A 25,043-nucleotide genomic window follows, 5' to 3' on the forward strand; every position below is an offset into this window, starting at 1 on the left:
CGCGATTAGGGGCGCTCCCGTATTGCCCGGGCCACCCACGCGCCGATCACACCGCCAACCAGGGGCGCGAGCCAGAACAGCCAGAGCTGCATCAGGTAATCAGGCCCGGCAAACAATGCCGGCCCGGTGCTGCGGGCCGGGTTGACCGAGGTATTGGTCACAGGAATCGACACCAGGTGAATCAGGGTCAGCGTCAGGCCGATGGCAATCGGCGCAAACCCCGGCGCCACACCGGGGGCAGTCACCCGCATCACGATAAATACCAGGAAGAAGGTGCCCACACTTTCCACCACCACGGCGGCCAGCAGGCTGTACTGCCCCGGGCTTAACGCGCCATAGCCATTGGCGGCAAACTCGCCGATTTCAAAGCCCGGCCGGCCACTGGCGACCAGTGCGAGAATCGCCGCCGCCACCGTCGCCCCGGCGACCTGGGCAATGATATAGGGCAGCACATCCAGCCCCGGCAACCGTCCACCGACCCACAGGCCGACAGTCACCGCCGGGTTGAAATGCGCGCCACTGATGCTGCCCACTGCATAGGACATGCTCAACACGCTCAGGCCAAACGCCAGGGCGACCCCGCTAAACCCAATACCCAGGCCTGGAAACGCGGCCGACAGGATGGCGCTGCCACAGCCGCCAAAGGTTAACCAAAAGGTGCCGAGAAATTCTGCTGCGATTTTTTGCTGCACGCACTACCTCAGCCACTGGCGAAAAATGTGGCGAAACACTAGCAGTGAGAGGGGAAGCTGCCGTATCGGATTTGTCTGAGGCATACCTCACAGCGTAGGCTTGGGCCCTTCTGAAACGGCCGAAAGGACTCGCCATGCGCATCAGTTTCCACGCACTCTCCACCTTCACCGCCGTGCTGTGCCTGGCCCTTGCGATTGCCTGGGGAGTGCGGCCCGACCTGCTACTGAGGCTCTGGGGGGTGGAATACACCGATGCCAGCGGCCTGGTGGCGCGACGCAATGCCATGCTGTTCCTCGCAATCGGCATCATGTTTTATCGCCTGCGCCATACCGCCCCGTCACCCACGCGCAGCGCGCTGGTATCGGGGTTTATTGTCGGTTGTCTGGGATTGGCCGCGCTAGGGATTGGCGAATGGCTCAATGGCCATGCCGGCCCGGGAATTCTGCTGGCCGTGGGCACGGAGTTAGTGCTGGGCCTGGGGTTTATCCAGGCCCGCAAACCAACCGTCGGCTGATCAGTAGAGCCTGGCGCCCGCCCTGCGCGGGGCGGGTGCATGGGCGTGTTTGAGATCCTCACGCAACTCGGTGATCAGATTGCAGATGGCACGACTGCTGTCGAGTTTATTGGCCTGGATGCCGGTGACAGTCAGGTCGGTACCATCGTCGTCGTAGATTTTGATGGTCAACGACGCATCCTGGGCCTTGATGCATTCACAACGTCTGGGCAGGAAGCTTCCTTCAATAAGGCCGCGTAACTCCAATTCCGAAAACATGGCTAAACCTCTCCTTTTTTGAGACCGCCAATGAATTTTTATAGCTCTCAATAGTCTGACCGCCGCGTCAGGACGGTTGACTGCACGCCTTGCCAACCCTGGCAGGCGCGTTCAACTGCAAAGCCTACTCCTTGTGCCTGTCGGCGTAGGATCCTTTCCTCATAAGCACCCGCTACCCTTATATGCGTTGCTGCTGGTTTGCATTGCCGGACGTTGGCGTGCATCGTGGCCGCGACTGTTTTATTGACCCCAAGATAAGGACGTCCCATGACTTCTTCGCCCTTCACTCTGTTTTCCGTTTTGGCCATGAGCGTGCTGGCCGCCCAGGCCAATGCCGCCAAGCTGGAAGATATCGCGCCCTACCCCAAGGCCGATGCTGGTCAGGTTCGCCAGGTCATCCACTTGCCGGCAAAGCCCCAGGAACAGGACTTCAAGGTTGAAATCCTCGCCGGTAAAACCTTGCCGGTGGACTGCAACCAGCAACGGCTCGGTGGTGTGCTGGAAGAGAAAAACCTCGAAGGCTGGGGCTACCCGTTCTACCGCCTGGAGAAGGTCAGCGGCCCCATGAGCACCCTGATGGCCTGCCCCGAAGGCAAGACCCACGAGGTTTTTGTGCCGGTGGTCGGTGACGGTTTTGTGCTGCGTTACAACAGCAAATTGCCCATCGTTTTATATGTTCCAAAAGATGTCGAAGTGCGTTACCGCATCTGGTCGGCATCGCCTACCGTCGAGAAGGCAAGCGCGCAGTAACGCCACAGCCCGAATGTGTGTGGGCTTGCCTGCTACAGCGCTGCGTCAGCCACCAGTTGCTTTGACTGAAACACCGCCATCGCGGGCAAGCCCGCTCCCACAGGGAGAACTCAGCGGGCAGAAAAGTATGGCCACACCACAAATCAAATGTGGGAGCTGGCTTGCCTGCGATGGCGGTCTATCAGCCGCCGAGAATAGTGACTGAACCACCGCCATCGCGGGCAAGCCCGCTCCCACAGGGGGCGACTTTGCTAAAGCTCGGCAACTTCCACATTCAATCGGTGCTCTCGGCCGCCACCCGCTCGGCCACGTGGCGCAAACTGTCGAAGTTGATATTAGCCCCGGAGTTGATCGCCACCAGTGTCTGCCCCTGGGCCCCGGTACGTGTCACGTAGCGGCGGATACCGGCCACCGCCAGGGCGCCGGAGGGTTCGGTGATGGAGCGGGTATCGTCGTAGATCAGCTTGATCGCACTGCACAGTTCATCGTTGCTGACGGTGATGACCTCATCAACATAATGACGGCAGATTTCAAAACCGTGGGCACCGATCTGCGCCACCGCGGTGCCATCGGCAAAGCTGTCCACGCTGGGCAGTATCACCCGCTCACCGGCATCCAGGGCCGCCAGCAGGCAGCTGGAGCCTTCAGGTTCCACGCCAATCACCCGCACTTGCGGGCGCAAATACTTGATGTAGGCCGCGATGCCGGCTATCAACCCACCCCCGCCGACCGGGACAAAGATCGCGTCCAGCGCACCTTGCTGCTGGCGCAGGATTTCCATGGCCACGGTACCCTGCCCGGCGATCACGTCGGGATCATCGAAGGGCGATACAAAGGTGCCCCCCGACTGTTCAGCCAACTGCAATGCATGGGCCAGGGCAAACGGGAAGCTCGCGCCCTGCAACACCGCCTCAGCGCCTCGTGAGCGCACGCCCAGCACTTTCAATTCAGGCGTGGTGCTGGGCATGACTATCGTCGCCTTGATTCCCAACTCACGCGCCGCCAGCGCCACACCCTGGGCATGGTTGCCCGCCGAGGCCGTGATCACGCCGCGGGCTTTTTGCTCATCGCTCAGTTGCACCAGTTTGTTGTAGGCGCCACGGATCTTGAAGGAGAACGTCGGCTGCAGATCTTCACGCTTGAGCAGGATCTGATTGCCGAGCAGCGCCGAGAGTGCCGGTGCCGCCTGCAAGGGGGTGCGTACCGCCAGGTCGTAGACCGGCGCGGCGAGGATCTTCTTCACGTATTGCTCAAGCAGCAAGGGGCTACTCATGGGGGTCTCCTGGCGTTTTACGGGGCCCTGGAGACGGAAAAACAAAACCCGCCTCTAGGGCGGGTTTGGGTACAGCCGAACGCTATCCCGCCAAATGAGGAATGGCGGTAATAATGCTTGGCTGGGAACGATAGATTTGAACGGTCATGGCGCAAAACTAACTGGCGCTTTGTGGCAAGTCAACTGCAGGGCTTTACGGGCGATATACGAAACATATACGCTTTGTATATCAATCCTACACAGTGAAGCTCATGGGCATCGTCAAGATCACCGATCAACTGCATGAACAACTGCGTCTGGCCAGCGCCGCCATGGACCGTTCCATCAACGCCCAGGCGGAGTTCTGGATCAAGATCGGCCTGTTGGCCGAACTCAATCCACACCTGGCCTACAACGATCTGATCAACAAGCTGTTGCTCGACAAACCCGACCTGATCCGGGGGCGCAGCTGATGATCAAGACCCCTGCACAGATCGCCGTGATGCGCGAAGCCGGGCGCCTGCTGGGCCAGGTGTTCACGATGCTCGACAGCCGGGTCGCGGCCGGCCAGACCACCCTGGAACTGGATGCGGCCGTCGAGGCGTTTATCCGCCAGGACCTGCAGGCCCGCCCCGCCAGCCTCGGGCAGTATGACTACCCCTTCTGCATCAACACCTCCATCAATGAAGTGGTATGCCACGGCATGCCAAATGCCAAGGATGTGTTGAAGGACGGCGATATCGTCAATATCGACATCACCCTGGAAAAAGGCGGGTTTATCGCCGACTCCAGCAAGATGTACATGGTCGGCGCTGTCGCGCCCAAGGCGCGGCGCCTGGTGGAGCAGACGTTCGAGGCGATGTGGGCCGGTATTCGCCAGGTCAAACCCGGCGCGCGCCTGGGGGATATCGGCCATGCGATTCAAAGCCATGCCCAGGCCAATGGCTACAGCGTGGTGCGCGAGTATTGCGGCCACGGGATTGGCCGGGAAATGCATGAAGAGCCACAAATCCTGCACTTCGGCCGCCCGGGCACCGGCCTCACCCTGCGCGAAGGTATGGTGTTCACCATCGAACCGATGCTCAACCAGGGCAGCGCCAAAGTGCGCAGCCTCAAGGACGGCTGGACCGTGGTGACCCGCGACAACAGCCTGTCGGCCCAGTGGGAACATACGGTGGCGGTCACTGCGGATGGCTTTGAAGTGCTGACGCTGCAGGCGGGTGCCTGAATCCTCCCACACCGGCAGCAAAGTGGGGCCCAGTCACCCTGCTTTGTCGCCGCCCCTGGCAATCCGCCTGAGCCCCAGCACCATCCCTGCGGCGCCCAACGCCATCGCCAGCAAAAACAGCGGGTACGCCACCCACCACGGCGTGCCGGCCGTCATCATGCTGAACTCGGACATGCCACCAATGCTGGCGATCAGGTTCAGCGGCAGGAACACCACGTTGATCAGTGTCAGCTTGCGCAGCAGGTTGTTCATGCTGTTGTTCATCAGGTTGCCCCGGGCGTCGATCAGCCCGGAGAACACATTGGAATAAATCTCCGCCTGCTTGTAGCACTGGTTGTTCTCGATGATCAGGTCGTCGATCAAGCCCAGGGTCTGCGGGCTGAAATGCTCCTTCTCGCCATGGTTGCGCAAACGCGTCAAGACCGCGCCGTTGCTGTGCAGCGCGTTGATGTAATAGATCAGGCTCTCGCTGAGGCTGAACATTTGCATCAGGTGGCGGTTACTCATGGAGGCGTTGAACTGCTGCTGCAATTCCCGGGCGACCAGCTTGATCACCTTGAGGTGGCCCAGATAGTGGTGAATGTTGTTCAGCAGCAGGTCCAGCAGTACATCCAACGGTGTATGCAGCGGCCGGCGCGCGCCCAGGCCGGACAGTTGGCTGTCGTCGGTGGCGATCACCAGCAGGCGGTCCGGTGAAAACAGCAAGCCACAGGACGACACTTCAAACACCAGGTTGCTGCCCCCGGAGTAGTTTTGCGGGCGCTTCCAGATCAGAAACAGGTTGTCTGGATGGAACTCGATACGCGACACCTCGTCCGGATCCAGTGCCGACGCCAGCGCGTGCTCATCGACCTTGTAGCGCTCGCGCAGCAATTCACGCTCATCACTGTCGGGGTTGCTGAACAGCAGGACCTCGGCACTTTCGCGCTCGGTGCGGCGCAGCGCGCCCTCATTGAGCTCAAAGCAGATCACCAGACCTGGCCCTGGCGTTTGAGCTCCAGGCGGCGCACGAACTCCTCCAGCACCAGGGAGTACAAGTCGTCCTGCAAGTAGGCGTCTTCGATCCCGGCGTCCATGTTCGGGTTGTCGTTGACCTCGATCACCACCACCTTGTCGCCGGACTGCTTCAGGTCCACGCCGTACAACCCGTCACCGATCAGGTTAGCGGTCTTGACCGCCAGTTCCACCACGGCCTTGGGCGCCTCGTGCACCGCCAGGGTCCGGCACTCGCCGTTGATATCCTGGCCGATGGCCTTGTGGTTGTAGATCTGCCAATGGCCCTTGGACATAAAGTATTGGCAGGCAAAGATCGGCTTGCGGTTGAGTACGCCGATGCGCCAGTCGTACTCGGTATAGAAAAACTCCTGGGCCAGCAGCAACACCGAGTGTTCGAACAACTCTGCCGTGGCGGCCAGCAGCGCCTCCTGGCTTTCCACTTTGATCACCCCTCGGGAGAAACAACCGTCGGGGATTTTCAGCACCAGGGGGAAGCCCAGGCGCTCGCCAACCCGTTCGAAATCTTCCGGTCGTTCCTTGTACAGAATTTCGGTAGCGGGCATGCCCAATTGATGGCTGTTGAGCAGGTCCGTGAGGTAGACCTTATTGGTACAACGCAGGATCGACGCCGGGTCGTCCATCACCACCAGCCCTTCACTCTCGGCCTTTTTGGCGAAGCGATAGGTGTGGTTGTCGACACTGGTGGTTTCGCGGATCAACAAGGCGTCGTATTCGGCCAGTCGCGCGTAGTCCTTGCGCTCAATCAGCTCGACATCAATCCCCAAGCCCCTGCCCACCCGCACGAAATTTTCCAGGGCCTTGGCATTGGACGGCGGCAGCTGCTCCTGGGGATCATGCAGGATTGCCAGGTCATAACGGGCCAGGCGCCGGGAGCGCGGTTGACGCCAGATCCTGCGGCTGAAGTTGTCCAGGGCGTGGGCGAATTGATCTTCCTGATCATCGCGCAACTTATGCAGCACCCCGGACTTGATACCTTCGATATGCCAGCCGTTATTCTTGCGAAACTCAACTAACAAGATCGGACAAGGAAACGCTTCAAACAACTGCCGGGCCAAATCCTGCAACGGCTCAATATTGGTTCGACCAAAATAAAGGGTCAGGGTAAAACCTTCGGTATTACTGTAGAGGTGATGACTCAATGCTTTGTCGAGGGTTTTATCCAGGTCATCCAGGGCCAGGCCATACAAGGATTTTTTCGTCAATTCGCTGATGGTGCGCACCGACGGAATCACCTTGTGCCCCCGCGCCTCGGCCAGCAGCGAGCAGTAATAGCCATGCCCCAGGTACTTGTAGCTGCGGCACAGGTTGATGACCTGGACCCGTTTGCCGGCCTCGTTCTCCCGGGGGTGTTCGAGGTATTCCTGGGCAGTGACAATATCTTCACTGGGGAAGTACGAGGCCCAGTCTTCCTTGCGTTCTACAATAATCACAACTTGGCTTGCACTCTTGGGCGGTGTAGAAAAATATCCGCCGGAAGTTATTGTCGCCGCGACGGTTTGCTCGGATACTTCTCGCCAATGATTTTGTACCGCTGACATATTGATTGATCCGCTAGAGAACTTGACCTTTTCTATTAAGCACGATCTTTCACGGAAGTCTCGTTTAGTTACGCAACTTTTACGGCGGTTATATGACTCTTTTCTTTCGCGTTGCAACCCTGGATGACCTGCCAGCACTGGTGGCCCTGGAACAGCACTGTTTCACCACAGACCGGCTGTCTGCCCGCAGTTTCCAGTGGATGATCAGCCGCGCCCATGCGCAGCTGCTGGTGGCCGAAAATACCGGGCAATTGCTGGGTTATGCCCTGGTGCTGTTCCATCGCGGCACCTCGCTGGCGCGCCTGTACTCCCTGGCCATTGCCGCGCCGGCCCGGGGCATGGGCCTGGGCAAGCAATTGCTGGCGCGCATCGAGGCCTGCGCCGTGGCGCACGACTGTGCGTACCTGCGCCTTGAGGTGCGCACCGACAACCCTGGCGCTATTGCCCTGTATGAACACAGCGGCTACCGGCGCTTTGCCCTGATCAACGACTATTACGCCGACCATACCGACGCCCTGCGCCTGGAAAAACGCATCCTCCAGCACACTGACGCGCGGGCCTTGAGTGTGCCCTACTACCAGCAGACCACCGACTTCACCTGCGGCGCAGCCTGCCTGTTGATGGCCATGGGCGCCCTGTTACCTGGGCGTGAGTCTCTGCGCCGCGAAGAGCTGCAGATCTGGCGCGAAGCAACCACCGTGTTCATGACCGCCGGCCACGGCGGCTGCAGCCCCCAAGGTCTGGCCCTGGCTGCCTGGCGCCGGGGGTTTAAGGTGCGCATGCAGGTCAACTTGCGCGGGCCGCTGTTTCTCGATGGGGTGCGCGACCCGCATAAAAAAGAGGTGATGCGCCTGGTGCATGAGGGGTTCGAGGAGGATTTGGCCAACAGTGATGTGCAGCAGGTATTCGGCGGTGCGTTGGACCTGGCGCAGGTCCTCGGTGATGGCGGCCAGCCACTGGTGCTGATCAGCAGCTACCGGCTGACGCGCTCCAAGTCACCACACTGGGTGATCGTGACTGACTGTGATCAAGAGTTTGTCTACCTGCATGATCCCGACGTGGACCATAGCCAGCATCGCCGCCCCATGGACTGCCAGCATTTGCCGGTCAGCCACGGGGAGTTCGAGCGAATGTGTCGTTTTGGCAGCCGTCAGCTGCGGGCGGCGGTGGTGCTATACCGGTAACGCCCTGGCGCTGCCGGTCGCCGCGGCCTTGGCTTCGAGTTCGCGCACCAGGGGCAATACGCGCTGGCCGAAATATTCCACCTCCTCCTGGAAGTGCAGGAAGCCCGCCAGCACCAGGTCCACCCCCACCGCCTTGAGCGCGACGATGCGCTCGGCAATCTGGCGAGGGGTGCCGATCAGGTTGGTCTTGAAGCCGTCGTTGTACTGCACCAGGTCGGCGAAGCTGGACTTGGCCCAGTTGCCCTCACCTTCGGGCGAGGCCTTGCCCGCCTGCCTGGCGGCATCACCAAAGGCGTTGACGGCCTGCGGGTCGGCCTTGTCGATGATCTCGGCCAACACCGCCTGGGCCTCTTGCTCGGTGTCGCGGGCGATCACAAACGCGTTGACCCCGACTTTTACCGAATGGTGATTGGCCGCAGCCTTGGCGCGGATATCATCGACCTGGGCCTTGATCCCCTCGGGCGTGTTGCCGTTGGTGAAATACCAGTCCGACACCCGCGCCGCCATGTCCCGCGCAGCCCGGGAGCTGCCACCCTGGAAAATTTCCGGGTGCGGCTGAGTCAGGGGCTTGGGCTTGAGGCTGTAATGGTTGAACCGGTAGAAGTCACCCTTGAAGGTGAAATCGTCCTGGGTCCAGATGCCTTTCAACGCGCGGATAAACTCTTCGGAGCGCCGATAGCGCTCGTCATGCTCCAGCCAGTGCTCGCCAATGGCCTGGAACTCGCCCTTGAACCAGCCGCTTACGATGTTCACCGCCACCCGGCCTTGGGTCAGTTGATCAATGGTCGCCAATTGCTTGGCCGCCAGCGCCGGTTGCCAGGGCCCCGGCAGGATCGCGGCGATCACCTTGAGTTGGGTCGTGGCCGCCAGCAACGCATGGCTGAAGGCCACGGATTCATGTTGGTATTCAGCGCCGTAGCCGGCGGTGAAACGGATTTGCGTCAGGGCATACTCAAACCCCGCCGCCTCGGCCAACTGGGCCAGCTTGCGGTTGTAGTCGATGCCCCAGTCGGTACGTTGTTCAACCTTGCTGACCACCAGGCCACCACTGACATTGGGCACCCAATAGGCAAATTTCACGGCTTGCTGAGTCATCGTTCGGCACCTCGCACACAGGGAATGTACAGGGGTAGAGCAGCAAACGTGCCAGGGTTGGCAAAGCCCCTGGGCTGGGGCGTTTGCGTGCCGACCGACCTATCGGCCATGTTGCCCGGGCGGGCTATTTGTCGGATCACTGTTGGTAGCGCAACACCGTGGCGAGGGATGGAGCGTGTGCAACAGTCGCCGTAACATTCGGTTATAGGTAAGCTATCGGACTTTCGCGCAGCCCCTTCTGCGCCTCGCCGAAAATAAGTCGCCTCCATGCCTTTTGAACTCAGCGTTGACCTCACCACCCTGGCCATTCTGGCCGTGGTTGCCTTTATTGCCGGTTTTATCGACGCCATTGCCGGCGGCGGTGGTTTGCTCACCACCCCGGCCCTGCTCACCGCCGGTATGCCGCCCCATTTGGTACTGGGCACCAATAAACTGAGTTCGACCTTCGGTTCGGCCACCGCCAGTTTTACCTTCTACCGGCGCAAGCTGTTCCATCCGCGTCAGTGGGTCCACGCGATCGTGGGCACCCTGGTCGGCGCGCTGCTGGGGGCCATCGTCGCCCATTACCTGCCCGCCGAATGGCTGAACAAGATGCTGCCGGTGATCGTCTTCGCCTGCGGTATCTACCTGTTGTTTGGCGGTACGCCCAAGGCGCCGCTGGACGCCGATGCGCCGATCAAGAAGAAGTGGCAGTCGACCCAGGGTTTGGCCCTGGGCTTCTACGATGGCGTGGCCGGTCCCGGCACCGGCGCATTCTGGACCGTCAGCACCCTGCTGATGTACCCCGTGGACCTGGTCAAGGCCAGCGGCGTGGCGCGCAGCATGAACTTCGTCAGCAACGCGGCGGCGCTGTCGGTGTTTATCTTCAACGGTTCGGTGGACTGGATTGTCGGCCTGAGCATGGGCCTGTCGGTGATGGTGGGCGCGTTCTTTGGCGCACGCAGTGCCATCAGCGGCGGCGCCAAATTCATTCGCCCGGTGTTTATCACCGTGGTCCTCGGCCTGACCGTGCGCCTAGCCTGGCAGCACTGGTTCAGCGTGGCCTAGACGGCGCGCCACATACAGGTCGATAAGGTAGCGGGCAATCGAGCGCGAGGCCGGCAACGGTGGCAACTGGTGGATGTTGAACCACTGCGCATCTTCAATCTCGTCGGCCTGGGGCACGATTTCGCCACCGGCATACTCGGCGTGAAAGCCCAGCATCATGGAGTGCGGGAACGGCCAGCACTGGCTGCCCACGTACTGGATGTTCTGCACCCGCACCTGCACTTCCTCGTGCACTTCGCGGATCAGGCAGTCTTCGGCAGATTCCCCAGGCTCGGCAAACCCGGCCAGGGTGCTGTAGACCCCAGTGACGAAACGCGGCGAACGCGCCAGCAGAATCTCATCGCCACGGGTGATCAGCACAATCATGCTCGGTGAGATGCGCGGGTAACTGCGCAGGTCGCAGGCCTGGCAGAACATTGCGCGCTCGCGGGGCACCTGCACCATCGCCTGGCCGCAACTGCCGCAAAAGCGGTGCTCGCGGGCCCAGGTACCGATTTGCGCGGCATAACCCAGGACTTTGTACAGACGGTGATCGCCCTGCAACATAAACGCCCGCAGGCCCTGCCAGCGGCAACCCGGCACATCGCCAGGGCTGTTCAGCTCCAGCAGGTACACCGGCTCGCCGTCCAGATGGCCGATGCCATGTTCGGCCATCACCGACAGGTCCTGGCGCTTGAGCCATTCCCGGGGAAACAGCGGCCCGTTGTCATCGAGTAAAAAACCTTCGCGACTACGGGCCACAGCCCAGCCGCCGGGGGCGTCGTTGTCCAGCAGCGTTGTGGTGATCCAGCCTGGGGTCATATTCAGTCAATCCACGAATTCGGGTTTCTGCTTGCTCATATGGGCCGCAATGGCCACGCGCAGGTCGTTGGATTGCAACATAGCAGCGTTCCAGGTGGCAACGTATTCCAGGCCATCGTTGATGCTGTGGTCACGCATATAGCTGATCATGGCCTTGGTGCCGGTCACGGCAATCGGCGATTTGGCGGCGATTTGCGCGGCAAGGTCCATCACCCCGGCCAGCAGGCTGGAGTGGTCGGCAAAGGTGCGGTTGACCAGGCCGATGCTGCGCGCTTCTTCGGCGCCGAAGGTGCGCCCGGTATAGGCCAGTTCGCGCAGCATGCCGTCACCGATGATGCGTGGCAGGCGTTGCAGGGTGCCGACGTCGGCGGCCATACCGATGTCGATTTCCTTGATCGAGAATTGCGCGTCGTCAGCGGCGTAACGCATGTCGCAGGCGCTGATCAGGTCGATGGCGCCGCCGATGCAATAGCCCTGGATCGCCGCCAGTACCGGCTTGCGGCAATTATCCACGGCATTGAACGAGGCCTGCAGTTGCAGGATCTTGCGCCGCAGCAGGCGCGCATTGCGTCCCACGTCCTTGCCAAATTCGTTGGCCACCGAGGCCAGCATCATCAGGTCGATGCCCGAGGAAAAATGCTTGCCGGCGCCGCTCAACACCACGGCGCGTACAGCGTCGGTGTCGTCGATCCATTGGAAAATCTCGACGATTTCGCTCCAGAACGCCGCGTTCATGGCGTTGATCTTTTCCGGGCGATTAATCTGCACATGGGCGACGTTGCCGTGGAGTTCGACGACAAAGGCTTGGTATTCGGACATGGCAGTGATCCTTGACTGGCGGCTGATAAGGGCCGAACTATAGCAAGGGTGTATCAGGGCCGGTAAGGCTGTGCATGTGCCAAAAGCAGGACTGCATAAAAACACAAACCCGCTCTAGACAGACAGTTGCCGGTGTTTTCAGGTGGGCAACCATAGCCGCAGGCGTGCGCCGCCCAGTGGCGAGGCCTGGGCCGTGAGTGTGCCGCCTTGTGCTTCCACCGCCCGGCGGCTGATCGCCAGGCCCAGGCCGAAGCCGCCGGTGGCGCGGTCGCGGCTGCGGTCCAGGCGGTAGAACGGCTCGAAGATCCGGGCGCGCTGCTCTTCGGGGATGCCGATGCCATCGTCATCCACCCAGATTTCACAGCCCTTGGCGCAGACCTTGACGCCGATCTGGATCCGTCGCTCGCAATAGCGCATGGCATTGCGCAGCAGGTTTTGCAGGGCGCGGGCGGTGAGGCGTGGGTCGAGGGTAAAACGCTCCACGGCGCACTCCAGTACCACATCAATCACGATCTCCGGGTTCTCCAGCTCGTCGTCGATGCTGCCCAGGATGCTGTCGATAAACTCATCGAGCACCACTTCCACCCGCTCGGGCAGATGCGCCGGGTTTTGCAGGCGGCTGTAGGACAACAGCTCCAGCACCAGCTCATCCAACTCGCGGATATGCGCCACCAGGCCTTGCAGGCGCTCGCGGCTGGCGGCCGGCTGGTCTTCGGACAACGCCAGGGCCAGGCCGAAATCCAGGCGGGTCAGCGGTGTGCGCAGTTCGTGGGACACCGCGTTGAGCAAGTCCCGCTGCTGGTTGAGCAGGTGCTCGATGTCGTTGGCCATGGTGTCGAATACCGCCGCCAGGCTGCCGATGTTGGAGCTGGGGGGAATATGCGTACGCTCCTCCAGGCGGCCCCGGCCCAACTGCGCGGCGGTGACCTTGAGGCGCTCCAGGTCGCGCCAATGCGGGCGCAGCCAGATCAACAGGCCGCCCAGCAACGCCGCGCCGATCAGTACGTTCATGGTCCAGTACAGCAGGTTCATGTCCAGCGGGTCGGGGGGGATGGTCAATTTAACCGCCAACTGCCCATTGAGCGGCGAGCTGATCTCCTCCATCAAGCCCCACTCCCCCAGGCGGATCACCGGCTTGCCCTGCTCCAGCAGTCGCTCCTCGTCGGGTGTGTAGCGGGCGTCCTGGCGATGCATCAGTTGCACCTTCAGCGGCGCAAAATCCCGTGCCAATTGGTCGGTGACATCGGACCAGCGCTCCACCGGCCGGCTGTGGTACTGGCGCACGATCAGGCTCTGCAAGCCACGAGACTGTTCGATGTTGTAGTTCATGTAGCGGTCGTGGAAGACCTCGATGATGCCCATGGGGATCAAGTAGATCGCTGCGCTGTAGGTCACGATGGTCAGCAGGTAGAGACGGATCAGGGCGCGGAACATGGTGTCAGCATTCCCACTCGGAGCGGCTGAACAGGTAGCCTTTGCCCCATACCGTCTTGATCTTGCGCGCCTCGCCGGCATGGTCGTCGAACTTGCGGCGCAGCTTGGAGATGGCCACATCCACCGAGCGGTCGGTGCCGTTGAACTCGATGCCCCGCAGGCGCTGCAGGATCTGGTCGCGACTGAGTACTTCGCCGGCATGCCGGGCCAGCACCACCAACAGGTTGTATTCGCCGCTGGACAGCTCCACCGTCTGCTCGCGCCAAGTCACGGCGCGTTCCGACAGGTCAATGCACAGGTTGCCCATCAGGATCTGGTCGTTGGCCGCCTGTGGCTCGCTGAGGCTGCTGCGGCGCAACAGGGTGCGCACCCGGGCCAGCAGCACCCGTGGCTCGCAGGGTTTGGTCACGTAGTCGTCGGCGCCCATTTCCAGGCCCAGCACCTGGTCATGGCTGTCATCGCGGGCGGTGAGCATCAGGATCGGCAGGCCGGCCGAATCGGCGCGCAGCAGGCGGCAGACTTGCAGGCCATCGAGGCCGGGCAGCATCAGGTCGAGGATCACCAGGTCTGGTGGGTTGAGCCTCGCCCGTTCGCGCACATGATCGCCACGGCTGAGCACATTGACGTGATAACCATTGCGCTCAAGGTAACTGGCAATCAGCTCGGACAGCGCGGCGTCGTCTTCGACCAGGAGGATGTTGGGCATGGTGTTTCCAAATAATACAGTTTCACATTAGATCGTCATTGATCAGAAGAGCTTGTTAGGATCCACAGCCGTGAAGGATATACGCACGCGCCTCGGCGTGCGCCGTACCTTACATTTCTTCACAGACCACCTACACAGCTTCACAGCACCGAGTCGGGGGCGCCCGTAGGATGCGCCAGTCAATATTGGGATAAGAGCATGTCAAAGAATCTGTTTGCGCCGTTTTGCCTGCTGGCACTGACCCTGGCCCTGGGTGCGTGTGGCAACTCCGCAGGCGACACCCCCGAAATGCCCCTGGCCAAGGTGCGGATCGAAACCCTCGAAGCCAAGCCCCTGTCCATCAGCAGCGAGCTGAGTGGGCGGATCGTCGCACCGCGCATCGCCGAAGTGCGCGCCCGGGTTGCGGGCGTGGTGCTTCAACGGGTGTTCAAGGAAGGCCATGACGTCAAACAGGGCGACGTGCTGTTCCGTATTGACCCGGCGCCGTTCAAGGCCGACCTCGACAGCGCCCAGGCCAGCCTGCGCAAGGCCGAGGCCAATGCCTTCCAGGCGCGCCTGCAAGAGCAGCGCTACAGCCAGTTGGTCGAAGGCAATGCCATCAGCGCCCAGGACTACGACAACGCCCGCGCCGCCGCCCGGCAAACCGCCGCGGATGTCGCGGCCAACCAGGCAGCGGTGCAACGCGCCAAGCTCAACCTTGGCTATGCCACCGTGACCGCGCCGATCTCCGGGCGTATCGGCCGCGCGCTGGTGACCGAAGGCGCCCTGGTGGGGCAGAACGAAGCCACGCCCATGGCGCTGATCCAGCAACTGGACCCGATCCACGCCGACCTGACGCAATCCACCCGCGAACTCAATGACCTGCGCCGCGCTTTCCGCGCCGGGCATTTGAAGCAAGTGGGCCAGGACCAGGCCAAGGCCACGCTGATCCAGGATGACGGCAGCCTCTACCCGCTGCCGGGCAAGTTGCTGTTCGCGGAGATTTCCGTAGACCCCGGTACCGGGCAGATCATCCTGCGCAGCGAATTCCCCAACCCGGACCTCGACCTGTTGCCCGGCAGCTTTATCCGCGTACGCCTGGAGCAGGCGGTCGACCAGCAAGGCCTGAGCGTGCCGCAGCGCGCAATCACCCGTGACAGCGCCGGCATCCCCATGGTGTTGCTCGTGGACGCCGAGCAGAACGTCAGCCAGCAGCCGGTGGAGTTGGGCGCGGCGATCAATGATCGCTGGGTGGTCAACAGCGGCCTGAAGGCCGGCGACCGCATCATCGTCGAAGGCTTGCAACACGCACGCCCCGGCGAAAAAGTCGAAGTGGATGCCAGCGTCGCGCCTGTCGCCCAGGCAGCCGGCCAGTAATCAAAGGGATCAGAGACAATGCCGCAGTTCTTTATTGACCGCCCGATCTTCGCCTGGGTGGTCGCCCTGTTTATCCTGCTGGCCGGCGCCCTCGCCATCCCGCAGTTGCCGGTGGCGCAGTACCCCAACGTCGCGCCGCCGAAAGTGGAAATCTACGCGGTGTACCCGGGCGCTTCGGCGCAAACCCTGGATGAAAGCGTGGTCAGCCTGATCGAGCAGGAGCTCAACGGCGCCGACCACCTGCTGTATTTCGAATCCCAGAGCAGCCTCGGCTCGGCCACCATCACCGCGACCTTCCAGCCGGGCACCGACCCGGAAATGGCCCAGGTCGATGTGCAGAACCGCCTCAAGGCCGTGGAGCCGCGCCTGCCGCAAGCTGTGACCCAGCAGGGCTTGCAGGTGGAGAAGGTGTCCGCCGGTTTCCTGCTGCTGGTGACTTTGACCTCCAGCGACGGCAAGCTCGACGACGTGGCGCTCAGCGATTACCTGGCGCGCAACGTGATGAACGAGCTCAAGCGCCTCGACGGCGTGGGCAAGGCCCAGCTGTACGGCGCCGAGCGCGCGATGCGGATCTGGATCGACCCGCAGAAGCTCATCGGTTTCAACCTGACCCCGGCCGACGTCAATGCGGCGATTACCGCGCAGAACGCCCAGGTCTCGGCCGGCAGCATCGGTGATCTGCCGGGCACCAATACCCAGGAAATCACCGCGTCGATTCTGGTCAAGGGCCAGCTCTCCACGCCGGCCGAGTTTGCCGACATTGTGCTCAAGGCCAACCCGGACGGTTCCACCGTGCGTATTGGTGATGTGGCGCGGGTCGAGATCGGCAGCCAGGAATACCAGTTCTCCACGCGCCTGAACGGCAAGCCCTCCACCGCCGTCAGCGTGCAACTGTCGCCCGGCGCCAATGCCTTGAGCACCGCGACCCTGGTGCGGGCAAAGATGGATGAGCTGTCGCGCTACTTCCCGGCCAATGTCGAGTACAAGATCCCTTACGACACCTCGCCGTTCGTCAAGGTCTCGATCACCAAGGTGATCTACACCCTGCTGGAGGCGATGGCGCTGGTGTTTGCGGTGATGTTCCTGTTCCTGCAAAACATCCGCTACACCCTGATCCCGACGCTGGTGGTGCCGATTGCACTGATGGGCACCTTCGCCACCATGCTGTTGCTGGGTTTCTCGATCAACGTGCTGACCATGTTCGGCATGGTGCTGGCCATCGGCATCCTGGTGGACGATGCGATTGTGGTGGTGGAGAACGTCGAGCGGATCATGGTGACTGAGGGCCTGTCGCCCAAGGAAGCCACACGTAAGGCCATGGGCCAGATTACCGGGGCGATCATCGGCATTACCCTGGTGCTGGTGGCGGTGTTCCTGCCGATGGCCTTTATGCCGGGTTCGGTGGGGGTGATCTACCAGCAGTTCTCGCTGTCGATGGCCACCTCGATCCTGTTCTCGGCGTTTCTCGCCCTGTCCTTGACCCCGGCCCTGTGCGCCACGTTGCTCAAGCCGATTGCCAAGGGCGAGCACCATACCAAGGGTGGGTTCTTCGGCTGGTTCAACCGGCGCTTTGAACAACTGACCGACCGCTACGAAGGCTGGGTTGCCTATGCCCTCAAGCGCAGCGGCCGCTACCTGCTGATCTACCTGGTCCTGCTGGTGGGCATGGGCTTCCTGTTCAGCCGCCTGCCCGCCTCGTTCCTGCCGGTGGAAGACCAGGGCTACACCATCACCGATATCCAGTTGCCGCCGGGCGCGAGCAAGAACCGTACGGTGCTGGTGGCCGAGCAGATCGAGGCCCATAACGCCACCGAGCCGGGCGTCGGTGATACGACGATGATCATGGGGTTCAGCTTCTCCGGTTCCGGGCAGAACGCGGCGCTGGCGTTTACCACGCTCAAGGATTGGTCCGAGCGCAGCAGCGATGATTCGGCGGCCTCGATTGCCGATCGCGCCAACATGGCCTTTACCGAACTCAAGGATGCGATGGCCTATGCCGTGCTGCCACCACCGGTGGATGGCCTGGGTACCTCCAGCGGCTTTGAGTTCCGCTTGCAGGACCGGGGCGGCGTCGGCCATGCCGCGTTGATGGCAGCCCGTACCGAACTGCTGGCGGCTGCGGAAAAAAGCCCGATCCTGGCCAATGTGCGCGAAAGTGCCCTGGCCGAGGCGCCGCAAGTGCAGTTGGAGGTGGACCGCAAGCGGGCCAATGCCCTGGGCGTGTCGTTTGCCGATGTGGGCAATATCCTGTCCTCGGCCGTTGGCTCGGCCTACATCAACGACTTCCCCAACCAGGGCCGCATGCAGCGCGTGGTGGTACAGGCCGAAGGCGACCAGCGCAGCCAGGTCGAAGACCTGATGAAGATCCATGTGCGCAACAACGCCGGGAAGATGGTGCCGCTGTCGGCGTTTGTCGAAGCGCGCTGGGTCCAGGGCCCGGCGCAGTTGACCCGTTACAACGGCTACCCGGCCATCGCTATTTCGGGTGAAGCCTCACCCGGTCATAGCACCGGCGAGGCGATGGAAGAAATCCAGCGTCTGGTCAGCCAATTGCCAGCCGGCCTGGGCCAGGAATGGACCGGGTTGTCCTTGCAGGAGCGCTTGTCAGGCTCCCAGGCGCCGCTGCTGTTGATGCTGTCGCTGCTGGTGGTGTTCCTGTGCCTGGCGGCGCTGTATGAGAGCTGGTCGATCCCCACTTCGGTGCTGCTGGTGGTGCCGTTGGGCGTGTTGGGCGCGGTCATGGCGGTGTCGCTGCGCGGCATGCCCAACGACGTGTTCTTCAAGGTCGGCTTGATCACGATCATCGGGCTGTCGGCGAAAAACGCGATCCTGATCATCGAGTTCGCCAAGGACCTGTATGACCAGGGCGAAGACCTGATTGACGCGACATTGAAGGCCGCACGCTTGCGTCTGCGACCGATCATCATGACTTCGCTGGCGTTCATTCTGGGCGTGGTGCCGTTGGCGATTGCCACTGGCGCCAGTTCGGCGAGCCAGCAGGCGATTGGGACCGGGGTGATTGGCGGCATGATCACGGCGACACTGGCGGTGGTGTTTGTGCCGGTGTTCTTTGTGGTCGTCATGAAACTGGTGCGCAAACGCAAAGATTGATCAGCCCCCTGCAGGAGCCGGCAAGCCGGCTCCTGCAGGAATAGGCTATGGTGCTCAAACATCCTGCATTTGTGAGCACTATGCCCTTCCTCGCCCGAACCCACCCTCGCCTGTCCGCTGCCGCCGTCCTGGGCCTGGCAATCGGCATCCTGGCGCCCTTCGATTCAATCCTCAGCAAAATCCTGATCGGCTGGAACGTCGGGGTCTGGACCTACCTGGTGCTGATGCTGCGCCTGACCATCCGTGCCAAGGCCGAGGACGTCAAGCGCATCGCCGAGGTCGAGGATGAAAACGCCGGCCTGGTGTTATTTATGGTGTGCATTGCGGCGATTGCCAGCCTGGCGACGATTGCCGTTGGCCTGGCTGGCAGCAAGGACCTGGGCACTGCCGAACGCCTGCTGCATTACGGTTTTACCGGGGTGACGGTGATTGGTTCGTGGCTGCTGATCGGGGTGATTTTCAGCGTGCACTATGCTCGTCTGTATTACACCTGGGAGGGCAAGGAGCCGGCGTTGCGCTTTGCCGAGGGGCTGCTGACCCCCAACTACTGGGACTTTCTGTATTTCTCCTTCACCATCGGCGTCGCCGTGCAGACCTCGGATGTGGGAGTGGCTACCCGCGCCATGCGCAAAGTGGTACTGGGGCAGTCGCTGATCGGGTTTCTTTTCAATACGGCGATATTGGGGTTCTCGATCAATATTGCGGCGGGTCTTTTTGCTTGAAGTTGCATCGGGCTCAGAACTAAAGCGTATTAATGGCAGGTTATTAGACTGTCATTCCTCACAGTAGAAAATCCCGTACAAAGGCGTCTAATGCTTTCAGGCCAGGTGCCGAGTCAGGCCACGCATCACTCATGAGTCGCTGCCTTCGTATACTGTTAGTTCTGACAGTTTACAGCCCACGCGCACTGCTATTTCATGACTCGAACAGAGCCCTCGAAACCTCTGTTATTCGCACAATCATCAGCGATGGAGAAGCGATCATGAGCGTACAAGCGCAACAGTTGTCCCCTGCGCAACAAAAAGCACTGTACCCCAAGGCCCTCAGCGCCACTGGTACATTCGACGCATTTATCGATACGATATCGGTCCACTTTCAGACTTTGACCCTGGTGCATGACCATGACGCGGCCATCTACCGCCTTCTAGCACGACATGCTGATAATGCAGTCACCGTGGAAAAAATCACGATCGAACTGCCCGACACCATTCGCAATGGGCAGGTATTAGAGCTGGATAAGTGGCAGTCCAATAAGGTCAATGTCTGGTATGCCGTCAAGTCGCCTACGATTCATTACGTCGTGCGCTGCTCCTCAGGAACGTTGATCATTAACAACCTGGAAGCCGGCATCATCAAAATCAGCGGCACGCTGAATGGCACCACCGATGAAGATGTCAACGGGAACCCACACACACTGGAAGTCGGTTTCGACGTAACCAGTTGATCGATTATGCAAGAGCAAAAAAACGCCCGTATCTTTCGATACGGGCGTTAATAAGCGTCAAGTCTTTACCAACTGTAGCGCACACCTACGTTGGCGCCCCATGGCTGCTCGACCCGGCCACCGCTGCTGTGCTCTAGGTCGGCGTGCAGTTGCAGGTTTTGCGACAACTTAACTGCGACGCCCGCACCGAACTCGGCGCGTGAACCCGATAGGTCGTTGTTGAACTCATGGTTGTTCACCGCGACCTTATTGTTGTTGGCAAACTCATGCACCATCGCCGCCCGCAGGTAAGGCTGGAGTACGCTGCCACTGTCGAGCTGGATGTCACGCCCCACCGTCGCACCGGCCTTGGCCATGATCGAGCGGGTGCGCTCGCCATCGGCGTGCAGGCCATTTTTCATGTTGTAGTTGGCGCCCTGGATCACCACGGTGGACAGCTGGGCATACGGCTCGACGAAGTAACCGTCGTCCAGCTTGATATTGCGACCGAACTCTGCCGACAGGCCACCGCCGGTGTTGGCGTACTTGCCCTTGGACTTGGTGCCGTCACTCAAGCCGACCTTGGACTCGTTATGGAAACGGTTGAGCTTGGCCACGGCGTCGAAATACAGACCGCTCTCTTCATCCAGCCAGGTTGCGTAAGCACCCACGTAGTAGCTCTTCACTGTGCCCGACGTACCGCGCTTGAGGTTCAAGCCCGAAGTACTATGGCCGGCCATCACACCCACCAGCCACTGGCTGTCGGCCAACGGTGTGTCAGCACCCAGGGTAAAGCCCTGCTGGTTCTGGTTGTAGCCAACCCCAGTGCTCTCGGCCACCTTGTACTTGTTGCCATAACCACGCATCCACACACCCGCCTGACCAGGCTCGAAACGCAGCTCGCCCATGCGCGTACGCAGGGAAGTCGCCTCGCCGTACCAGACCGTGGGGGCGGTATTGAACAACGCCATGACCGAGCGAGTAGCCGGGCTGATCACGCGGTTGTTCGGGTCGAGGAACCAATCGGTGCCATCCTTTTTCAGACCATAGGAATAGGCACCCACGTCGACGACATCGCCCGCCAGTGAGAACTGCGCGTCACCCCCGCCGGTATGCACGATACGAATCGCTTCGGGGTTGACCGGCTCTGTACCGCTGGCTGCGAGCAACAGGCTGTGACTGCCGTTGGCTTCGCCGCTGATGTTCAGGAAGTCCGTGATGCCGTTGGCAAAATCGGTACCCATGACGAAGGTGCCGTTGCCGTCGAGACTGTCCAGGTCCAACTGATAAAACGCATCGGTGTGGCCGAATATCACCGTACCGTCCACCAGGTTCAAGGCACCCACCTGGCTGTCGGCGGTCAACTCCCAGTACGACCCATTGCCTACGTTCAAGCTGGTGACATTCTGCAGCTGGCCTTTGAGCCCGGAGCTGTTTTCCAGGTTCAAATGTGCCGTGCTGCCATCTTCGACAATGACGTCGCCTTTCAACCGGCTGCTATCGACATTCATGCTCGCCTGGGCACCGCCGTTGACTTCCAGCAGCACGCCATTGCCACCGGTCAGGGTTGAGCCGTTGCGCACGTCGATTTCAACTTCCATCTCCTCGCCAGGGTGACCTTCCACGACAATGGCCGAGCCGTTGCGCCCTTCGACGCTGGAGTTATCCAGCACCAGTTTGCCGGCATCGCTGCTGCCAGCTTCGTTGGTAAACAACACGCCATTCTTGCCGCCGATGATGCTGCTTTGGCTGGCAGTCGCGGTTGCACCGTCGAGCCACACGCCATCACTATCGGCGCCGGTGCCTTCGACCACAGTGTTCTGATTGAAGTGCAACTCAGCATTGCCCGTGGCTATTGCCCCGCTCTTTTCCCCCCGGATGATGCTGTTGAACACCTGGGCAATGCCGCCCTTGTCGGAATTGAAACTCTGGTACGCCTGCAAACCGAAAGTTGTGTGGCTGATGATGGCACTGTTGCGAATGATGGCCGCACTGTCATCCAGGCGCACCGCCCCCCATATCGAGTGGTTGGATTCAACAGTGGCGCCGTCAACGTTGACGGTGGAGCCCTGCGTCGCACGGATATCTTCGATCCGGCTGCCGGTATTGACATTCAGCGTCGAGTCGTTGGCCAGGATATTTCCGGCGCGAGCACCGTTGACGGTCAGCTCGGACTTATGATCCAACTGCCAATCATTTTTCATCTCATGGGGGCCAATGGTCCTTGACTCACCGATCAGTTGATCCGCTTGGACGCTGGTGTGCATCGCTGCAAGCAGAAGCACGCTAATGGCTGGAACATGCATCATCTTGCTCAAGGGCTTGAGCTCGAATCTGGTAGGTAATGACATCGGGGGTTCACTCTCTGGGTAGCGCCTGTAAAAACGGCTTGGCTCGTTCCCGCGGAATGAAGCCTCACCTGTAAGGCGCAGAGGTTACGTAGTGAACGTACTGATGACTGTAGGACTAATCCGAGCAAAGCTTAGGTATAGGCACCGCAGTGGCATGGAAAACTGCACAACTGGCAAACTGATCCGTCCACAAGCCGTAGTCCATTGCTACCAGATGCACAAAAGGGAAGCCATGCTTCCCTTTTGTGCTTTCAGCAGTTTGTAGACTTGGAGGCGTTGATTCGTAGGTTAAGCAGATATGCCATCACAGAAAGAGTCAGGGTTGGAGAGTATGGTGAATACTTCGGCCAACCGCCCGCGACCGATGCCTCCACCCGCCACGTTCGTGGTGTAGGTGACCTCGCAAGGGCCGAACGGCGCTTGAGCCAGGAATGGACGGTAAATGATATCGACATAAAAACCGTTGGCCACATCGGCAGCGGTCAAGGGCGCAGTTGTAATAGGCTCTACAAAGGGGCCCGGTGGGAGCTGGGGGTACTGGTTGGTGATAGTGACCGTAACCTCCACAGTATTGCCCACTACCAGCCTGACATCGCCCGGAATGAAAAGCATGGCAGCCAGGACCGGCGGCGAGCCAGGCATCCGTTGTACCAGCGACTGACAGGTCCATTCGCCAGCGATGAGATTCTCATACCTTGCCGGCGCCAGTTCCACCGTCACGGCATCGATCACATTGACCGTGGTAAGGGGCGACGGGTTCTCATTGATAGTCCCGGGGCCAATGACAGAATAGCTGACAGGCTGCAGATTGTTCCCGTGGCGGGCAACCACCGCCCAGGGAATGATAAACCTCGCGTCCTCGCCAGGAACCGTAGTGCTTAAAGGGAAAGGCCCGACACGCTCTTTGGAGGCGCCCCAATACAAGTAAAACTGATTGCCTGGATGAGGCAGTGCCGCAATGGTCCAGAGTCGAATCACAATAGTCACAGGTCGGTCCGCATCGCCAATGCGCAGGGTATTCAACTCCTGTGAGTCCTCGCCAAACACTTGTGCCGGGTTCAGCCCAGGGTTCATATCGCCTGGTTCCAGTGTGCCCGGCAGTACAGGCCCTTCTACCGACAAGTCGAGCCGGACGTTTTTAGCGGGTGAGAGGAAGAACACACCGTTGCGATCAGTCCGGTAACGCACGCTTACCGTCTGAGGACCTAGCGTCGCGGTATAGGCGGCCTTGATCGCATCATTCATATTACTGAAAACTACCGGGAAGCCCGTGAGTTCAGTGGTTTGCGGGCCAAAGGGCTGGCTTTCCCATTGCGTCTCGAACTTGTCCAGTCCTGTAGCGAAATTAAGATACTGTTCGATATGGAGTTTAATGCCCAGCACAAAGTCCGCAATGCTGAGCACATCATCAGTGCTACCGTCACGTGGGGCCGGCGCAAGCGGTAGGAATGGCTCCAATAGTACGGGGTCGGTCAGTAACGAGACCGTGCGAAACTCATTGAACGATGGGCGACTGATATTCCCTGCCCGGTCAACCATGGTGTAGAAAAAATAATAAAGCCCACTCAAGATGATCTGGCTGGCGGGCAGGAAGAAGGTGCTGTTGTCGGGTGGTGGTAGCAGAGGCACACCTGGGCCGCTCACCAGATACTCTGGTCGTGGGTCCATTACCGGGCTGAAGTAAACGTTAGCTATGTCCCCCGCTTCGAATCGCCCAGGCTGGGGACTGAAGGTGTTGCGGGGGATAACAATCTCCACGCCGCCATGATTTATCAGGAACGCATTGTCGATAATGGTCCCCGCTGGCGCATTAGCCAGCATCGGAACGGTGGGTTGTTCACGTGACGACGCTACAGCGTAGGGCGCAATCAGATCGACGCGAAACGCGGCAGGGTTGGACTCGTCCCGCGCAGCACCTGGTGTGCCATTGGAATTGCGGTATTGCACGACTTTGATCTCATAAAAGCCATGCGGGAACTCAAACTCGGGAGACGGCGCCGGAATGTATCTATCGATGATTGCAGGCACGGGGTCCAAGTTGATCTGGAATGGTTCCAGAAAGGGCCGCCAAGTGGGCACCGGATCGGTGGTTGTGCGAATTTGAATACCCAGCCAGTCGGTCGGTACCGAGATCCGCCCGGTTCGGCACTCCACGGTGATACCCGCACGAGCAACGGCCGCTGGAATAAGACCCGTTGCATTATCCAGTGCCTCTGCAATCGTGGGCGCATCAATAACCAAAGGTTCGGATGTAATGGTGACGTCAGGGTTGCTGCTCATATCAGTCTCTCCTTAGTACTTAATGTAGGCATCGCACAAACACTCATGAAGTGGCCGGACGGCCATCGCCCCGCTGCTTGAGTGACTGCCAGGTGACTGAAATCGCAGCAACACTCTTCCCAGCCGTATGACATGCGGCCAAACAAACCAACTTTGGATTTACCCGTCAGAAGTTCAGTGAAACGT

22 protein-coding genes are annotated in these 25,043 nt (G+C 60.5%); 10 read left to right on the top strand and 12 right to left on the bottom strand.

Annotation, left to right across the window (positions count from 1 at the left end):
- Positions 1 to 5: 5 nt before the first annotated feature.
- Positions 6 to 692 (bottom strand): aquaporin Z, encoded by a 687-nt coding sequence (gene aqpZ, locus HBR94_RS13195; RefSeq protein WP_170044949.1) that lies wholly within the window; start codon positions 690 to 692, stop codon positions 6 to 8.
- A gap of 134 nt (positions 693 to 826) precedes the next feature.
- On the opposite strand from aqpZ, the gene HBR94_RS13200 reads away from it, so the two are divergent.
- Positions 827 to 1,207: a hypothetical protein gene (locus tag HBR94_RS13200; protein WP_115128270.1), complete on the top strand. Its 381-nt coding sequence runs from the start codon at positions 827 to 829 to the stop codon at positions 1,205 to 1,207.
- On the opposite strand, the gene HBR94_RS13205 is transcribed toward HBR94_RS13200, so the two are convergent.
- Entirely contained in the window at positions 1,208 to 1,465 is a 258-nt protein-coding gene (locus tag HBR94_RS13205; RefSeq protein ID WP_057436646.1) for a DUF1652 domain-containing protein, read from the bottom strand.
- Positions 1,466 to 1,732: 267 nt separating this feature from the next.
- Between HBR94_RS13205 and eco the strand changes: the two genes are divergently transcribed.
- Positions 1,733 to 2,215, top strand: coding sequence for a serine protease inhibitor ecotin (gene eco / locus HBR94_RS13210; protein WP_115128271.1), 483 nt, complete (start codon positions 1,733 to 1,735; stop codon positions 2,213 to 2,215).
- Between the two features lie 274 nt (positions 2,216 to 2,489).
- On the opposite strand, the gene ilvA is transcribed toward eco, so the two are convergent.
- A complete protein-coding gene (gene ilvA / locus HBR94_RS13215; protein ID WP_170044950.1) occupies positions 2,490 to 3,488 on the bottom strand; it encodes a threonine ammonia-lyase, biosynthetic in 999 nt (332 codons plus the stop codon).
- Between the two features lie 251 nt (positions 3,489 to 3,739).
- On the opposite strand from ilvA, the gene HBR94_RS13220 reads away from it, so the two are divergent.
- Both HBR94_RS13220 and map read left to right on the top strand, forming a co-directional pair.
- Complete coding sequence (locus HBR94_RS13220) at positions 3,740 to 3,940, top strand: ParD-like family protein (protein WP_057436650.1); 201 nt, start codon at positions 3,740 to 3,742, stop codon at positions 3,938 to 3,940.
- A complete protein-coding gene (gene map / locus HBR94_RS13225; RefSeq protein WP_057436952.1) occupies positions 3,940 to 4,695 on the top strand; it encodes a type I methionyl aminopeptidase in 756 nt (251 codons plus the stop codon). Before HBR94_RS13220 ends, map begins: the two co-directional genes overlap by 1 nt.
- Before the next feature lie 33 nt (positions 4,696 to 4,728).
- Here map and HBR94_RS13230 read toward each other — a convergent pair whose 3' ends face one another.
- On the bottom strand, positions 4,729 to 5,670 hold the full coding sequence (locus HBR94_RS13230) for a magnesium transporter CorA family protein (RefSeq protein WP_057959452.1): 942 nt from the start codon (positions 5,668 to 5,670) through the stop codon (positions 4,729 to 4,731).
- Complete coding sequence (locus HBR94_RS13235; RefSeq protein WP_178112847.1) at positions 5,664 to 7,250, bottom strand: RimK family protein; 1,587 nt, start codon at positions 7,248 to 7,250, stop codon at positions 5,664 to 5,666. The genes HBR94_RS13230 and HBR94_RS13235 overlap by 7 nt, the downstream gene beginning before the upstream one ends.
- A 92-nt stretch (positions 7,251 to 7,342) precedes the next feature.
- Here HBR94_RS13235 and HBR94_RS13240 point away from each other — a divergent pair, with 92 nt between their 5' ends.
- Entirely contained in the window at positions 7,343 to 8,434 is a 1,092-nt protein-coding gene (locus tag HBR94_RS13240) for a GNAT family N-acetyltransferase/peptidase C39 family protein (protein WP_170044951.1), read from the top strand.
- Here the strand turns inward: HBR94_RS13240 and sfnG are convergent.
- Positions 8,423 to 9,529 carry a dimethylsulfone monooxygenase SfnG gene (sfnG, locus tag HBR94_RS13245; protein ID WP_057436652.1) on the bottom strand — a complete coding sequence of 369 codons (1,107 nt, stop codon included), beginning with the start codon at positions 9,527 to 9,529 and terminating at the stop codon, positions 8,423 to 8,425. The genes HBR94_RS13240 and sfnG overlap by 12 nt on opposite strands.
- A gap of 267 nt (positions 9,530 to 9,796) precedes the next feature.
- Here sfnG and HBR94_RS13250 point away from each other — a divergent pair, with 267 nt between their 5' ends.
- Complete coding sequence (locus HBR94_RS13250; protein ID WP_057436653.1) at positions 9,797 to 10,576, top strand: TSUP family transporter; 780 nt, start codon at positions 9,797 to 9,799, stop codon at positions 10,574 to 10,576.
- On the opposite strand, the gene nudC is transcribed toward HBR94_RS13250, so the two are convergent.
- The 4 genes from nudC to HBR94_RS13270 form a co-directional block, all read right to left on the bottom strand.
- A complete protein-coding gene (gene nudC / locus HBR94_RS13255) occupies positions 10,544 to 11,377 on the bottom strand; it encodes an NAD(+) diphosphatase (protein WP_057959448.1) in 834 nt (277 codons plus the stop codon). The two genes, HBR94_RS13250 and nudC, sit on opposite strands and share 33 nt — an antisense overlap.
- A gap of 6 nt (positions 11,378 to 11,383) precedes the next feature.
- A complete protein-coding gene (locus tag HBR94_RS13260; RefSeq protein WP_170044952.1) occupies positions 11,384 to 12,196 on the bottom strand; it encodes a crotonase/enoyl-CoA hydratase family protein in 813 nt (270 codons plus the stop codon).
- A 138-nt stretch (positions 12,197 to 12,334) separates the two neighbouring features.
- The gene (locus HBR94_RS13265; protein WP_169960346.1) at positions 12,335 to 13,630 is read right to left on the bottom strand and encodes an ATP-binding protein; all 1,296 of its coding nucleotides are present in this window, start codon (positions 13,628 to 13,630) and stop codon (positions 12,335 to 12,337) included.
- Between the two features lie 4 nt (positions 13,631 to 13,634).
- Positions 13,635 to 14,336 carry a response regulator transcription factor gene (locus tag HBR94_RS13270; protein WP_057436665.1) on the bottom strand — a complete coding sequence of 234 codons (702 nt, stop codon included), beginning with the start codon at positions 14,334 to 14,336 and terminating at the stop codon, positions 13,635 to 13,637.
- 198 nt (positions 14,337 to 14,534) lie between these two features.
- Between HBR94_RS13270 and HBR94_RS13275 the strand changes: the two genes are divergently transcribed.
- The 4 genes from HBR94_RS13275 to HBR94_RS13290 all read left to right on the top strand — a co-directional run bounded on the left by HBR94_RS13275 (position 14,535) and on the right by HBR94_RS13290 (position 20,247).
- On the top strand, positions 14,535 to 15,692 hold the full coding sequence (locus HBR94_RS13275; protein WP_057959446.1) for an efflux RND transporter periplasmic adaptor subunit: 1,158 nt from the start codon (positions 14,535 to 14,537) through the stop codon (positions 15,690 to 15,692).
- An 18-nt stretch (positions 15,693 to 15,710) separates the two neighbouring features.
- Positions 15,711 to 18,803 (top strand): efflux RND transporter permease subunit, encoded by a 3,093-nt coding sequence (locus HBR94_RS13280; protein WP_170044953.1) that lies wholly within the window; start codon positions 15,711 to 15,713, stop codon positions 18,801 to 18,803.
- Between the two features lie 80 nt (positions 18,804 to 18,883).
- A complete protein-coding gene (locus HBR94_RS13285; RefSeq protein ID WP_115129403.1) occupies positions 18,884 to 19,525 on the top strand; it encodes a DUF1345 domain-containing protein in 642 nt (213 codons plus the stop codon).
- A gap of 260 nt (positions 19,526 to 19,785) precedes the next feature.
- Entirely contained in the window at positions 19,786 to 20,247 is a 462-nt protein-coding gene (locus HBR94_RS13290; protein ID WP_115128278.1) for a hypothetical protein, read from the top strand.
- A 65-nt stretch (positions 20,248 to 20,312) separates the two neighbouring features.
- Here the strand turns inward: HBR94_RS13290 and HBR94_RS13295 are convergent, their stop codons facing one another.
- A complete protein-coding gene (locus HBR94_RS13295; RefSeq protein WP_170044954.1) occupies positions 20,313 to 22,577 on the bottom strand; it encodes an autotransporter outer membrane beta-barrel domain-containing protein in 2,265 nt (754 codons plus the stop codon).
- A 288-nt stretch (positions 22,578 to 22,865) separates the two neighbouring features.
- Complete coding sequence (locus HBR94_RS13300) at positions 22,866 to 24,857, bottom strand: hypothetical protein (protein WP_170044955.1); 1,992 nt, start codon at positions 24,855 to 24,857, stop codon at positions 22,866 to 22,868.
- Positions 24,858 to 25,043: the final 186 nt, after the last annotated feature.

This window comes from Pseudomonas sp. WS 5412, assembly GCF_012985615.1.
In the GTDB taxonomy this organism is placed as follows: domain Bacteria; phylum Pseudomonadota; class Gammaproteobacteria; order Pseudomonadales; family Pseudomonadaceae; genus Aquipseudomonas; species Aquipseudomonas shahriarae.